Annotated in this window: 7 protein-coding genes and 4 tRNA genes; 4 read left to right on the forward strand and 7 right to left on the reverse strand. The window is 69.3% G+C overall.

The window, feature by feature from the left end:
• The 5 genes from ACJ8AN_RS10885 to ACJ8AN_RS10905 form a co-directional block, all read right to left on the reverse strand.
• The coding region (locus ACJ8AN_RS10885) for a ClpX C4-type zinc finger protein (RefSeq protein ID WP_407755226.1) at positions 1-602 on the reverse strand (602 nt) is incomplete at its 3' end.
• 206 nt (positions 603-808) lie between these two features.
• Positions 809-1,429 (reverse strand): ATP-dependent Clp endopeptidase proteolytic subunit ClpP, encoded by a 621-nt coding sequence (gene clpP, locus ACJ8AN_RS10890; protein WP_407755227.1) that lies wholly within the window; start codon positions 1,427-1,429, stop codon positions 809-811.
• A 36-nt stretch (positions 1,430-1,465) separates the two neighbouring features.
• Complete coding sequence (gene tig, locus ACJ8AN_RS10895; RefSeq protein WP_407755228.1) at positions 1,466-2,746, reverse strand: trigger factor; 1,281 nt, start codon at positions 2,744-2,746, stop codon at positions 1,466-1,468.
• Positions 2,747-2,865: 119 nt separating this feature from the next.
• Positions 2,866-2,947, reverse strand: a tRNA-Leu gene (locus ACJ8AN_RS10900).
• A 106-nt stretch (positions 2,948-3,053) separates the two neighbouring features.
• Positions 3,054-3,126: transfer RNA gene (locus ACJ8AN_RS10905), tRNA-Lys, on the reverse strand.
• Between the two features lie 269 nt (positions 3,127-3,395).
• On the opposite strand from ACJ8AN_RS10905, the gene bet reads away from it, so the two are divergent.
• A complete protein-coding gene (bet, locus tag ACJ8AN_RS10910) occupies positions 3,396-4,628 on the forward strand; it encodes a phage recombination protein Bet (RefSeq protein ID WP_407755229.1) in 1,233 nt (410 codons plus the stop codon).
• A gap of 60 nt (positions 4,629-4,688) precedes the next feature.
• Here bet and ACJ8AN_RS10915 read toward each other — a convergent pair.
• Positions 4,689-4,762, reverse strand: a tRNA-Arg gene (locus tag ACJ8AN_RS10915).
• Between the two features lie 23 nt (positions 4,763-4,785).
• A tRNA-His gene (locus ACJ8AN_RS10920) sits at positions 4,786-4,859 on the reverse strand.
• A gap of 360 nt (positions 4,860-5,219) precedes the next feature.
• Between ACJ8AN_RS10920 and ACJ8AN_RS10925 the strand changes: the two genes are divergently transcribed.
• The 3 genes from ACJ8AN_RS10925 to ACJ8AN_RS10935 all read left to right on the forward strand — a co-directional run.
• Entirely contained in the window at positions 5,220-5,933 is a 714-nt protein-coding gene (locus tag ACJ8AN_RS10925; RefSeq protein ID WP_407755230.1) for a putative 2OG-Fe(II) oxygenase, read from the forward strand.
• Between the two features lie 207 nt (positions 5,934-6,140).
• On the forward strand, positions 6,141-7,544 hold the full coding sequence (locus ACJ8AN_RS10930) for a cytochrome P450 (RefSeq protein ID WP_407755231.1): 1,404 nt from the start codon (positions 6,141-6,143) through the stop codon (positions 7,542-7,544).
• A gap of 58 nt (positions 7,545-7,602) precedes the next feature.
• Positions 7,603-14,352, forward strand: a 6,750-nt coding sequence (locus ACJ8AN_RS10935) for an amino acid adenylation domain-containing protein (RefSeq protein ID WP_407755232.1), incomplete at its 3' end; no start/stop codon positions are given.

The raw sequence follows: 14,352 nt of genomic DNA on the forward strand, positions 1-14,352 counted from the left end.
CGGGTGATGGAGGGGTTCTCCGACTTGCGGGCGATCTTGTCGATTTCGTCGATGTAGACGATGCCGCGCTGCGCACGCTCGATGTCGTGGTCGGCCGCCTGGAGCAGGTTGACGATGATGTTCTCGACGTCCTCACCCACGTAGCCGGCCTCGGTGAGGCAGGTGGCGTCCGCGATGGTGAAGGGCACGTTGAGGATGCGCGCGAGCGTCTGCGCCAGCAGCGTCTTGCCGCTCCCGGTGGGGCCGAGCAGAAGGATGTTGCTCTTCTGCAGCTCCACGTCGTCCATCTGCACCTTGGACTCGATGCGCTTGTAGTGGTTGTGCACCGCGACCGAGAGCGTCTTCTTCGCGCGCTCCTGGCCCACCACGTACTCGTCGAGGATGGCCTTGATCTCACTGGGCCGCGGAATCCGCAGCTTGGTGTCCTTGGTCTCCTCGCGGTCGATCTCCTCCGCGATGATGTCGTTGCACAGTCCGATGCACTCGTCGCAGATGTAGACCGTCGGTCCCGCGATGAGCTTCTTCACCTCTTTCTGCGACTTGCCGCAGAAGGAACAGCAGAGGGACTGGTTGTCTCGCTTCTCCACGTTCTTACCCGCCATGTAAGCCCTCGCTGCAACTGCCTGGAGGTGCGCTCTCCCAACCGGCCCGCCCCCCCTGCCTACAGCCAATCTAGTAAGCCCCTATGCGGAGCGTCCACGCGCCTGCGGGGTACTTAACACCCCAAGACAACCGGCGCAGAAAACAGAAGCCGGAGACGCGGTGCAGCATTCCCCGCGGCTCCGGCTCGTATGCCCTCAGGGGGCGACTACTTCCGCTCGCCCGCCGGCGGGGCGAGGATCTTCCGGGGGTTCTGCACCTCGTCGATGAGGCCGTAGGACCTGGCCTCCATCGCGCCCATGAAGTAGTCGCGATCCGTGTCCTTCTCCACCCGCTCGATCGACTGGCCGGTGTGCTTGACGATGAGTTCGTTGAGCTTGGCCCGCATGCGGAGGATTTCCTTGGCCTGGATTTCGATGTCCGTGGCCTGGCCGCGCACGCCGCCCAGCGGCTGGTGAATCATGATGCGCGAGCTGGGCAGGGCGTAGCGCTTGCCCTTGGCGCCGGCCAGCAGGAGGACGGCCCCCATGGAGGCCGCCTGCCCCACGCAGATGGTGGACACCTGCGGCTTCACGTACTGCATGGTGTCGTAGATGGCGAGGCCCGCCGTCACCGACCCACCCGGCGAGTTGATGTAGAGGTTGATGTCCTTGTCCGGATCCTCCGACTCGAGGAACAGGAGCTGGGCGACGATGACGTTGGCGACGTCATCGTCGATCTCCGTTCCCAACATGACGATCCGGTCCTTCAGGAGCCGGCTGTAGATGTCGTACGAGCGCTCCCCCCGGTGGGTCTGCTCGATGACGTAGGGAACGGGCATGAAGGGCATGACAACCTCGCGAAGGGTCTAAAGGAGAATGAACTCCTAGGAATACTTCGCCTGACCCTTCAGGAATTCAATCGTCTTTTCTTCGCGAAGTCGGAGGCTCAACCCCTGACGCTCCTCCGGGCCCTTGAAGTACTTGCGGACGACGGCGACGTCCTGCTTCGCCTCCGCGGCCAGCTCCTCGATCTTCTTGTCGAGGTCCGCGTCGGACGCCTGGAGGTTCTCCTTCTGAGCAATGGCCTCGATGAGCAGCGCCCCCTTCACCTCCCGGGTGGCCTCCTCACGCAGGTCCTCGCGCAGGCGGGCGAAGTCCAGGTTGAGCTGGCGCGGATCCATGCCCATGCGGGCCATGGCGCGCAGCCGGTTCTCCAGCATGTTGTCGATGGTGCGCTCGACCATGGAGCGGGGCACCTCGAAGGTGTTGCGCTCGATGAGGGCCTTGAGGACGGCGTCGCGCTCCTCGTTCTGGACCTTGTTGCGCTTGGTCAGCTCCAGGTCCGTGCGCACCTTGCCGCGCAGCTCCTCGAGCGTCTGGGCCTCACCCGACTGCTTGGCCAGCTCGTCGTCGAGCTCGGGGACGATCTTCTTCTTCAGGCCCTTCACGGTGAACTTGAAGAGGGCCTTCTTGCCCTTCACGTCCTCGACGCGGTAGTCGGCCGGGAAGGTGTACTCCACCTCCTTCACGTCGCCGACCTTGGCGCCCTCGAGCGCCGCCACGTTGGACTCGACCAGCTCGCCCGGGGCCAGCTCCACCGTCACGCCCTCCGCCTTGCTGCCGGGGAACTCCTTGCCGTCCACGGTGGCCACGTAGTCCACGGTGGCGAAGTCGCCCAGCTGCGCCGTGTCACGGCCCTCCACGGCCTCCAGGCGCGCCATGCTCTCGCGCAGCTGGGTGAGGCGATCATCCACCTCCTTGTCCTCGACCTTCGTCTCGGAGCGGGTGAGCGGCAGGCCCTGGTAGTCCTTGGCCTCCACCTTGGGCTTCACCTCGACGCGGGCCTCGAAGGAGAAGGGCGCGTCGGCCTTGAGGCCCGAGTTGCTCGTCACCTGGGGCGGCGCCACGGCGTCCACCTTGTGCTCCCGCATGGCCTCCAGCCAGGCGCTCTGCACCACGCGCTGGACGACCTCGTCCTCAATCTGCTCGCGGAAGCGCTGCTCGAGGATGCGGCGAGGCACCTTGCCCTGCCGGAAACCGGGCAGCTTCACCTGCTTGCCAAGGGCCGTGTACGCACGGCTGAGCTCCTCGGCCACGCGGGCGTTGTCGACCTCGATGGAGAGCTTCTTCTCGATGGGAGAGAGCTCCTCGACCTGGACCTTCATGGGGATGCCTCGCTCGCGCCGGACAGGACGCCGGCGTGTCGGATGGGTGAAGAAGTGAGAATGTGGGACGTGCGGCTTTAGGAGATAGGTCCGATCCGGTCAACGCGAAATGGCCGGAATGGGCGAGGAGGGACTCGAACCCTCACACCTTGCGGTACCAGATCCTAAGTCTGGCGCGTCTACCAGTTTCGCCACCCGCCCGGGCGCACGGCGTGCCTTCTACCTCGAAACCGGGGGCCCGGCACACGCGAATCCAGGGGCCCAAAAAGGAACCGGGGCCCCCTCATTACTGAAGGGGCCCCGGTGTTGAGAGCGGAGGGAATCGAACCCACAACCTATGGATTAAGAGTCCATTGCTCTACCAATTGAGCTACGCTCCCGACTCTTGTGCGCCGCCGCGCCGTTCGTCACCGCGCGTCGACGGGGACGGCTTGTACGGGGCCTTCGCGCCCACGTCAAATGCTTTTTTTCGCACGCCCGCGCAACCCCTTCACACGCCCTGAAACGCGCCCGCCTGCCCTCCGAGCTGGCATGAACGGGTGTTCAGTAAAGGGGATGCCAACGCGCCCCGTCCAGGGTTGAATCCTCCCCGAGGTGCGGGCGGACGGTGGTCGTTCGCCCTTTTCGTAGGCGGAGAACCGAGCAGGGCATGGAAGCACACAACAAGACGGAAACGGCGACGAGCCCCTGGAGCTCCGAGCGAGTGGAGCTCATCAAGCGGACCATCTGCCCCAAGGGAATCGGGGAAGACGAGTTCGCCCTCTTCATCGAGCAGTGCAAGCGCTCCGGGTTGGACCCGCTGCTGAAGGAGGCCTTCTGCGTGGCCCGCCGGCAGAACGCGGGCAACCGGGAGCGGCCCAACTGGGTAACGCGTTACGAGTTCCAGCCCTCGGAAGCGGGGATGCTGGCGCGCGCGGAGCGCTTCCCCGACTTCAAGGGCATCCAGGCGAGTGCGGTGTACGCCGAGGATGAGATCATCGTGGACCAGGGCAAGGGCGAGGTGGTGCATCGCTTCAACCCGGCCAAGCGCAAGGGCAGCCTGGTGGGTGCCTGGGCGCGGGTGGTGCGCGCGGAGAAGCTGCCAGTCGTGGTGTGGCTGGACTTCGCGGGCTACGTCCAGCAGACGCCGCTGTGGGCCAAGATTCCCACGACGATGATCGAGAAGTGCGCGCGCGTGGCGGCGCTGCGCAAGGCGTACCCCGAGGCCTTCGGCGGCCTGTACGTGCGCGAGGAGATGCCGGCCGAGGAGTTCGAGCCCGCCCCCGAGCCCGCGCCCTCGACGGGGCACGGAGGCTACGAGGTGCTCGGCACGCGCCCCGGCCCGGTGAAGGCGTCCTTCCCTCCCCTCCCCTCCACGCCCCCGCGTGAGGCGCGCGAGGAGAAGGAGCCGGCCCCGGTGCAGGCCCAGGAGAGCGCTCGGAACACCGAGCGTGAACCCGAGCCGGCCGTGGAGTCCGTGAAGGCGCGGCCCGCGTCCCGTTCCGCCAAGGACGTGCGCGAGCCCGCGGCCAAGGAGCCCGTGGCCAAGGAGCAGCCCGCCGCCAAGGCGCCTGCCGCCAAGGCCAAGGCCAAGGACAAGGAGTCCGCCGCCAAGGAGACCGTGACCCAGGAGCCCACCGTGGCCGCCGAGGCCCCGGCCGCCGAGGCCCCGGTGAAGCTCAAGGGCTCGTCCGTGGTGGTGGCCTTCGGTCCGTACAAGGGCAAGACGGCCTCCGAGCTCAGCGACGAGGACCTGGCCGAGACGATCGACCTGGCCCACGAGAAGCTGATGGAGCAGCCGAAGGCGAAGTGGGCCCGGGACGTGCGCGAGAACCTCGCGGCGCTCGAGACCGAAGCCGAGCTGCGCTGCCGCGTCCCCGCGGCGGGTGAAGCGAAGGCCTGACTCGCGGTACGGGAGTGAAGGTCCCCGGCGTGGCGGCACCCTCGAAAGGGGGTGCTGCTGCGCGCCCAGAGGGACTTGAACCCCCAACCCTTGGCTTCGAAGGCCAATGCTCTATCCAGTTGAGCTATGGGCGCAGAAAGCGGGGGGATTTCAGGTGGGCGGCCAACCGGGATCGAACCGGTAACCTCAGGAGTCACAGTCCTGCGCTCTAACCAGTTGAGCTATGACCGCCATCACGTCGAACAACCGCGCTGAAACGTGGCCGCTTCCCTACCGTGGAAAGCTTTACGGTTCAAGCCCTTTGTTACCTCGCCGACCCGCCGGGCCGGACTCGGTACCGGCGCCGAGCCTCCACCTCCTCCAATCTGGGGGGGCCCAGCGCCTCTTGGGCACTTTGCCCTACCTGAAATAAGGGCCGTCAGGCCCCCTGTTCTGTAGCCTTGTTCACAAGCCGCTAAAGGTCGGCTACCGTCGCTGCACCATTTTTCAGTCCGCCGGAACGCGATGCAAGCCCGGCTGGCCTTAGCCTTAGAAAAGGGGCATCCGATGGAGCGTGAGGTCAAGGCACAGATCATGTGGCCGACCACGACCTTGGCGATCCAGTTGAAGGACTCCAAGGAGCTCAACGCAGGGTTGGCGCGAATCATCCTGGAGAAGGAGCGGGAGATCCTCGCCAAGCACAAGCCGACGCAGGTGGCCGGAATCAAGGAGGGCCTGACCGCGTACTGGCTGGAGTTCAACGTCCTCAACTGGGACTATCCCGAGATCACCGAGTTCCGGAAGTACGTACTGGAAGGCATCCGAGAGACGTTCCGGGTGCAGGGCGAGGATCCGGATTCTCCGGGGATGCAGATCGTCGGCATCTCGTGCTGGGCCAACGTGCTGCGCTACGGCGGGTTCCTCGAGGTCCACCACCACGATCCGTCATACATCAGCGGCCACTACCAGGTGCAGACGGGCTACGGCACGGGAGAGGCCCCGGCCGAGAGTGAGGGCGGGCAGACGGTGTACTTCCGGCCCGGCTTCCTGGATCGCAGCCACGGCGGCAAGGCCGCGGGGCAGACCAGCCCGTGGGACACGGACTGGCGCGTGAGCGTCACGCCGACGGAGGGCAAACTCTTCTTCTTCCCCAGCTACGTGCGCCACGAGGTCCGGCCGTACCTGGGTCAGAAGGAGCGCATCTCCATCGCGATGGACATCTTCGTCAAGAAGCAGGAAGCGCTCATGTACTTCGGCGGGCCGCGTTGGTTCGTCCCAGGCAAGACGCAGGCTCCTGTCCGGCGCACGCTGCCCATTGGCAAGTGAGCCCCCCACGACCTGCGAAGCCGCTCGAGGCGCGGGACATCCCGACGCCCGAGCCCGGCTCGCGCCCCCACTGAACCCGACCATGCCCTGAATGGGGGAGCCACGCTTCGTGGTCCGCCCTGAAACCGGAGCGGCCGAGCCCCCCTGGGGCAGCGGTCCGTCCCCCCATCCGCCCTCGCCGAGCGCACCTCGCAGGAAGAAACGACCATGAGCACCGAATCCCCCCCGCTGAATCTCCCACCGGGCCCCGAGGGTAACTGGCTCTTCGGCAGCATGAACGAAGCAAAGGCCGAGCCGCTCGACTTCTTCGTGCGCTCCTTCCGGCAGTATGGAGACCTCGTCCGCTTCCGCATGGGACGCCGGCAGCTCGTCTACCTGCTGAGCCATCCGGACTACGTGAAGCATGTCCTGGTGGACAACGCGCAAAACTACCCCAAGCCCCACAACCCTCCGGGGCGGCTGCTCGGCAAGGGATTGTTCGCCAGCGAGGGGGACTTCTGGCGCCAGCAGCGGCGCTTCATCCAGCCCGCGTTCCACCCTGACCGGCTGGGCGCGCTCGTCCCCCACATGGTGGACAGCACGCGCGACATGCTGGACCGGTGGCTGGCGGAGAGCGGCTCGGGCAAGTCCTTCGATGTCGCCAACGACATGAGCCGGCTCTCCCTCTCCATCCTCGGCAAGTCCCTGTTCAGCGAGGACGTCATCGAGCAGCAACCGGAGGTGCTGGAGGCGTGCCTGGAGATCGTCCGGATGCAGAACATCCGGCGCTCGATGCTCACGAGCCTGCTGCTCAAGGCGTTTCCCGTGCCCACGCAGCGCCGCAAGCGCTTCCGTGCGGGAATCGCCACCGTGGACGCCGCCATCAATTCCCGCATCGCCAGGCGCCGGGCGGATCCGACCGCCTACCCGGACATGGTCGGTCAGATGCTGGAGGCGCGCGACCCGAAGACGGGCGAACCGATGAGCGACAAGCAGTTGCGCGACGAGTGCGCCAACATCTTCTTCGCCGGCCACGAGAGCACGGCGGTGGCGCTCACGTGGACCTGCCTGCTGCTCAGTCAGCATCCCGAGGTGGAGCAGCGGATGCGCGAGGAGGTCGCCGCCGTGCTCGGCGAGCGCGCCCCGACGCTGCAGGATCTGCCGAAGCTGCGCTACGTCACCGCGGTGTTCGAGGAGGCCATGCGCCTGTACTCGCCCGCGTGGATCATGGCGCGGCAGGCCAAGGAAGCCGACAAGCTCGGCGCCTATGACGTCACGCCGGGCACCGTCGTCGTGATGATGCAGCCCATCCTCCACAAGCACCCGGCGTTCTGGGACGAGCCGGAGAAGTTCGATCCGGAGCGCTTCACGCCGGAGCGCATGGCGAAGCGGCCGCGCTTCGCCTACTACCCCTTCGGGGGCGGGCAGCGGATGTGCATCGGCAGCAACATGGCCCTGATGGCGGCCACCGTGGCGCTGAGCATGATGATGCAACGCGTCCGGGTGAACGTGATGCCGGGGCAGGAGATCATCCTCGAGCCGGTCGTCACCCTGCGCTCCCGCCATGGGCTCCAGGTCACGGTGAGCCCCGCCCCCGCCGCCAGCCCGCCTCGGGCCGCCACGGCCCGCTGAAACTCCTTCCTTCTTCTTCCTCTTCTCAAGCCCCTCGGTCCGTTCCGGAGCACCCGTCATGTCTGCCCTGTCGCCTGCCCACCGCTCCGAGACATTGCTCGAACTGCTCGACCAGCGCATGGCCGAGCGTCCCGATCAGATCCTCTACCGGTTCCTCGAGGACGGCGCCGAGCCCACCCTGAGCTACGCCGGGCTGTCCCAGCGCGCACGGCGGATCGCCGCGGCCCTCCAAGCGGTGGCCAGGCCCGGCGAGCGCGCCGTGCTGCTCTACCCGCCGGGGATGGAGTACGTCGCCGGTTTCTTCGGGTGCCTGCACGCCGGGCTCATCGCGGTGCCGGCCTACCCGCCGGACCCTTCGCGGTTGGATCGCACGCTGCCGCGCCTGCGCGCCATCATCCGCGACGCACAGGCCACGGTGGTGCTCACCACCTCGTTCATCCTGTCCATGGGCGAGTTCCTCTTCGAGCAGGCACCGGACCTGAAGGACCTGCGCTGGGTGGCCACGGACGAAATCCCCCAGGGCGCGGAGGACGGATGGAAGCGCCCCGAGGTGGCTCGCGACTCGCTGGCCTTCCTCCAGTACACCTCCGGCTCCACGGGCACGCCCAAGGGCGTGATGCTCACCCATGGCAACCTGCTGCACAACCTGTCGCAGATCCACCGGGCCTTCGGCGCGAGCACCGACAGCGTGGGCGTCATCTGGCTGCCCCCGTACCACGACATGGGCCTCATCGGTGGCGTCCTCGAGCCGCTCTATGGAGGACTCCCGGTGGCGCTCATGTCGCCGCTGGACTTCCTCAAGCGCCCCCTGCGCTGGCTGGAGGCCATCTCCCGCTTCCGGGGCACCATCAGCGGCGGTCCCAACTTCGCCTTCGAGCTGTGCACGCGGAAGATCTCCCCGGAGGAGCGCGAGCGGCTGGATCTGAGCAGTTGGGAACTGGCCTTCTGCGGCGCGGAGCCCATCCGTCCGGAAACGCTGGAGCGCTTCATCCAGGCGTTCGGCCCGTGCGGCTTCCGGCGTGAGGCGCTCTACCCGTGCTACGGCCTGGCCGAGGGCACGCTGATCGTCTCGGGCGTGGACAAGGGCCAGGGGCCCACCCTTCAGGCGCTGCGGCAGGAGGCATTGAGCCGCAACCAGGTGGTGCCGGCCGAGGCCGGCGGCCCGGACACCCGGGTCCTGGTGGGCTGCGGCCGGACGGTGGCGGATCAGGAGATCCGCGTCGTGAATCCGGAGTCGATGCGGGAGTGCGCACCGGGCCAGGTGGGAGAGATCTGGGTCTCCGGCCCGAGCGTGGCCCAGGGCTACTGGCAGCGCCCCGAGGAGACGGCGAGGGCCTTCCAGGCACGGACGGCGGACGGACACGGCCCGTTCCTGCGGACGGGAGACCTGGGCTTCCTGCGGGACGCCGAGCTGTTCATCACCGGCCGCCTCAAGGATCTGCTCATCCTGCGCGGGCGCAACCACTACCCGCAGGACCTGGAGCTGACGGCGGAGCAGGCCCACCCGGCGCTGCGGCCGGGGTGCGGTGCCGCCTTCTCCGTGGAGGTGGAAGGCGAGGAGCGGCTGGTGCTGGTGCAGGAGGTGGATCCGCGCCGGCAGCCGGGGTCCGTGGACGAGGTGCTGGGAGTGGTGCGCCAGAAGCTGGCCGAGGTGCACGAGCTGCAGCTGCACGCGCTCGTCCTCATCGAGCCCGGCAGCATCCCCAAGACGTCCAGCGGGAAGCTCCAGCGCCAGGGCACGCGCGCGGCCTGGCTCGCGGGCGAGCTGAAGGAAGTGATGGCGTGGCGCGAGCAGGCGTCCGCGGCCTCCGTCCCGGCCGCGACCGCCGAGGCCCCCCGCGCCCTGGATACCGCCGAGGCCATCGAGATGTGGCTGCGTGAGCGGGTGGCCGCCCGTGCGGGCGTGCGCCCGGAGGTGGTGGAGGCGGATCAGCCCATCACCCGGTACGGCCTGGACTCGCTGGGCGCGGCCGAGCTGTCGAACGACGCCGAGCACGCGCTGGGCGTGGCCCTGCCCATGGAGTCCCTGCTGCGCGGCCCCACTCCGCGCGCGCTGGCGCGGGAGCTGCTCGCGGCGCGGACCACCGCCCAGGCAGGCGCGGCGACGCCGGCGCTGGTGCGCACGGAGCGCTCGGGGCCGGTGCCGCTGTCGTTCTCGCAGCAGCGCTTGTGGTTCCTGGATCAGCTCGAGCCCGGCAGCCCCGTCTACAACATCCCCGCCGCCGTCTGGATGGAGGGGACGCTGGACGTGGCCGTGCTGGAGCGCTGCTTCGCGGAGCTCGTCCGCCGCCACGAGTCGCTGCGGACGACGGTGTCCACCGCGGGTGGCCAGCCGGTGCAGGTGCTCTCCGCAACCGGGACCATGCCGGTGCCGGTGGTGGAGCTGCGCGACGTCCCCGAGCAGGAGCGCGAGGCCGAGGCCCTGCGCCGCGTCCACGCGGAGGCGCGGCGGCCGTTCGATCTGTCGGCGGGTCCGCTGATGCGCGTGAGGGTGCTGCGGCTGTCCGAGCGCAAGCACCTGCTGGCGCTGACGATGCATCACCTCGTCTCGGACGGCACGTCCATGGGCGTGCTCGTGCGGGAGACGGCGGCGCTGTACGAGGCGCTGGCCGCGGGCCGCCCCTCGCCCCTGGCCGAGCTGCCCGTGCAGTACGCGGACTACGCGCTGTGGCAGCGGCGGTGGCTGAGCGGTGAGGTGCTGGACTCGCAGGTGGCGTACTGGCGCCGTCAGCTCTCGGGCGCCCCGCGCGCGCTGGAGCTGCCCACGGACCGCCCGCGCCCGGCGTCCCAGTCCTTCCGCGGCGCCAGCGTGCCGGTGCAGCTGCCGCGCGAGCTGGCCGAGGCCCTGAAGGCCACCGCCCGGCGCGAGGGCGTCACGCCCTTCATGGTGCTGCTCGCCGGCTTCCAGACGTTGCTGCACCGCTACTGCGGCCAGGACGACGTGAGCGTGGGCACGGCCATCGCCGGCCGCCGCCGGAGCGAGCTGCAAGGGCTCGTGGGCGCCTTCATCAACAACCTGGTGCTGCGCACGCAGCTCTCCGGGGAGCTGACCTTCCGCGAGCTGCTCGGCCGGGTCCGCGAGGTGACGCTGGGGGCGTACGCGCACCAGGACGTCCCCTTCGAGAAGCTGGTGGAGGAGCTGCGTCCGCGGCGTGACCTGGGCCGCTCGCCCCTGTTCCAGGTGATGCTGCTGCTCCAGCAGGATCCCCTGCCCTCCGTGTCGCTGCCGGGCCTGACCCTGCGCGCGCTGGAAGTGGAGTCCCCGGCCGCGAAGTATGACCTCACGCTGTCCCTGACGGACACGGCGGAGGGCCTCACCGGCACGCTCGAGTACAGCACGGACCTGTTCGAGGCCCGCACCATGGAGCGCCTGGTGGGCCACCTCCACGTGCTGCTCGCGAGTGCCCTCGCGGCCCCGGAGCAGCGACTGGGCGCGCTGCCGCTCCTGTCCGCCGAGGAGCAGCACCGGCTCCTGGTGGAGTGGAACGACACCGGCGCGGACTTCGCGCGGGAGTCCTCGCTCGCCCAGCTCTTCGAGTCACAAGTGGCGCGCTCCCCGGACACCGCGGCGCTGGTGTGCGGCGGCTCGGCGCTGACGTACCGGGAGCTGGATGCGCGGGCCAACGCCGTGGCACGCCGGCTGCGCGCCCTGGGAGTGGGGCCCGACTCGCGCGTGGGCCTGTGCGCCTCGCGCTCGCCGGAGCTGGTGGCCGGGCTGCTCGGTGTCCTCAAGGCGGGTGGCGCCTACGTGCCGTTGGATCCGTCGTACCCGGCGGAGCGGCTCGCCTTCATGTTGAGCGACTCCGGAGCCCGGGTGCTGCTCACCCAGCGGAATCTGGCGGACACGCTTGCGGCCCAGGACGTCCAGCGCGTCTTCCTGGACGCGGCCGACCTGGCTTCCGTGCCGGGTGATGGGGCCCCGTCCGCCGGCGCCCGTCCCGAGAACCTCGCCTACGTCATCTACACGTCCGGCTCCACCGGTGCGCCCAAGGGCGTCATGGTGCAGCAGCGCAACGTGACCAACTTCTTCGCGGGCATGGACGCGCGCCTCGGCGCCTCGCCCGCGGGCACGTGGCTGGCGGTGACCAGCATCTCCTTCGACATCTCCGTGCTGGAGCTGCTGTGGACGCTGTGCCGTGGCTTCAAGGTCATCCTCCAGACCGAGCAGGAGGAGGGCCAGGTGTCCGGGCAGCTCCGTCGGCACGCCGTCACGCACCTGCAGCTCACGCCCTCGCGCGCCCGCGCGCTGATGCTGGAGACGAAGGGATTGGAGTCGCTCGCGGCCCTGCGGCGGCTGATGGTGGGTGGTGAGGCCCTGCCGGAAGCCCTGGCGGCCCAGCTGCGCGGAGCGCTGCACGGCGGCGCCCTGGTGAACATGTACGGCCCCACGGAGACCACCATCTGGTCCTCCACGCACACCGTGGGCGAGCAGGCCGGACCGGTGCCCATCGGTACGCCCATCGCCAACACGTCGCTCTACGTGCTGGATGCACGGCTCCGGCCGGTGCCGGTGGGTGTCGCGGGAGAGCTGTACATCGGCGGCACGGGCGTGGCCCGCGGCTACCTGGAGCGCTCCGCCCTGACGGCCGAGCGCTTCCTGCCCGACCCGTTCGCGAGCACGCCCGGCACACGCATGTACCGCACGGGAGACCTGGCGCGGTGGCGCGCGGACGGGACGGTGGAGTTCCTGGGCCGCGTGGATCAGCAGGTGAAGGTGCGCGGCTACCGCATCGAGCCAGGCGAAGTGGAAGCGGTGCTGACCCGGTTCCCGGGTGTGCGGACGGCGGTGGTGTCCGCGCGCACGGACGGCGCGGGCGACGCGCGCCTCGTGGCCTACCTGGTGCCGGAGACGCCCGCGGCCTCCGGCCTGGACACCGCGGCCCTGCGCGACTTCCTGCGCAAGCGGCTGCCCGAGTACATGGTGCCCTCGGCCTTCATGGCCCTGGACGCCCTGCCGCTGACGCCCAACGGCAAGGTGGATCGCAAGGCGCTTCCGGCCCCGGACAGCGCCCGGCCCTCCCTGCGCGCGGAGTACGTGGCCCCGCGGACGCCGGTGGAGGAGGCGCTCGCCCGCGTCTGGAGCGAGCTGCTGGGAGTGGAGCGGATCGGCGCGTCGGACGACTTCTTCGAGCTGGGCGGCCACTCGCTGCTGGCCACCCAGGTCATCGCCCGCATCCGTGCCCTCTTCTCCGTGGAGCTGCCGCTGCGCGAGCTCTTCGAGGCGAGCACCGTGGCCGCCATGGCCGCACGCGTCGAGGCGGCCACGCAGACGGGCCGCAACCTCCGGCTCCCGCCGCTGCGACCCCATCCGCGCGGCGACTCCCTGCCGCTCTCCTTCGCCCAGCAGCGCCTGTGGGTGCTCGACCGGCTGGAGCCGGACAGCCCGCTCTACAACATGCCGGCGGTCCTCCGGCTCCAGGGCGCGCTGGACGTGGCCGCGCTGGAGAAGACCTTCCACGCGGCCATCCACCGCCACGAGGGCCTGCGCACGACGTTCCACACCGTGCAGGGCACGACGGTGCAGCGCATCGCCTCCGAGCTGACGCTCGCGCTGCCGGTGGTGGACGTGTCCACCGTGCCGGCCAGGGAGCGCGAGGCCGAGGTGCAGCGGCACATCCTCGCCGAGGTGAAGCGTCCGTTCGATCTGGGCCGCGCCCCGCTGATGCGGGTGCTGCTGCTGAAGCTGGCCGAGCGCGGGCACGTGCTGGTGCTGACGATGCACCACATCATCTCGGACGGCTGGTCCATGGACGTGCTGGTGCGCGAGATGGCCGCCCTGTACGAGGCCTTCACCGCGGGCCGCCCCTCGCCGCTGCCCGAGCTGTCCGTGCAGTACGTGGACTTCGCGGCCTGGCAGCGTGAGTGGCTCACGGGTGGGGAGCTCCAGGGCCAGCTCGCCTATTGGCGCCGGCAGCTCGCCGGCATCCCGCAGCTCCTGGAGCTGCCCACGGACCATCCGCGTCCGGCCGTGCGCACGTACCGCGGCGCCACTCGCGTCGACACCCTGCCCACCGAGCTGGCCGCGTCGCTCCGCGAGCTGGGCCAGCGCGAGGGCGTCACGCTGTTCATGACGCTGCTGGCGGCCTTCGATGTGCTCCTGGCCCGCTACTCCGGGCAGACGGACATCGTGGTCGGCACCGACATCGCCAACCGCACCCACGCGGAGACCGAGGGCATCGTCGGCTTCTTCATCAACCAGCTCGTCATGCGCACGAAGCTGGAGGGAGACCCCACCTTCCGCGAGCTGCTCGGCCGAGTGCGCGAGGCCGCCCTGGGCGCCTACGCCCACCAGGACGTGCCCTTCGAGGAGCTGGTGCGTGAGCTCAACCCCGAGCGCAGCCTCGGCCACGCACCGCTCTTCCAGGTGAAGCTCGTCCTGCAGAACCTGCCTCAGCCGAGGCTGGAGCTGACGGACCTCACCATGGATCTGCTGCCGGTGGACGACCACACGTCGAAGTTCGACCTGACGGTGGAGTTCTCCGACCTGCCGCACGGCCTCGAGCTGCTGTGCGAGTACAGCACGGACCTGTTCGACGCCGGCACCATCGAGCGGATGATGGGCCAGTTGCACACCCTGCTGCGGACGGCCGTCTCCTCGCCCGAGCAGCGCCTCTCGCAGCTGTCCATGCTCGGACAGGACGAGCGGCAGCGGATGTTGGTGGAGTGGAACGACACGCGAGTGGAGCGCCCTGCCGCCACCGCCCACCAGCTCTTCGAGGCCCAGGTGGAGCGCACCCCGGACGCCCCGGCCGTGAGCTTCGAGGGCAGCACCCTCACCTACCGCCAGCTCAACTCCCGCGCCAACCAG

This window comes from Archangium sp., from assembly GCF_045802675.1.
Taxonomy (GTDB): Bacteria; Myxococcota; Myxococcia; order Myxococcales; family Myxococcaceae; genus Archangium.

What these genes read in the sequence shown, in the direction of transcription:
- clpP (WP_407755227.1), bottom strand. Translation starts at nt 1,429, where the DNA reads ATGCCCTTCATGCCCGTTCCCTACGTCATCGAGCAGACCCACCGGGGG.
- tig (WP_407755228.1), bottom strand. Translation starts at nt 2,746, where the DNA reads ATGAAGGTCCAGGTCGAGGAGCTCTCTCCCATCGAGAAGAAGCTCTCC.
- bet (WP_407755229.1), top strand. Translation starts at nt 3,396, where the DNA reads ATGGAAGCACACAACAAGACGGAAACGGCGACGAGCCCCTGGAGCTCC.
- ACJ8AN_RS10930 (WP_407755231.1), top strand. Translation starts at nt 6,141, where the DNA reads ATGAGCACCGAATCCCCCCCGCTGAATCTCCCACCGGGCCCCGAGGGT.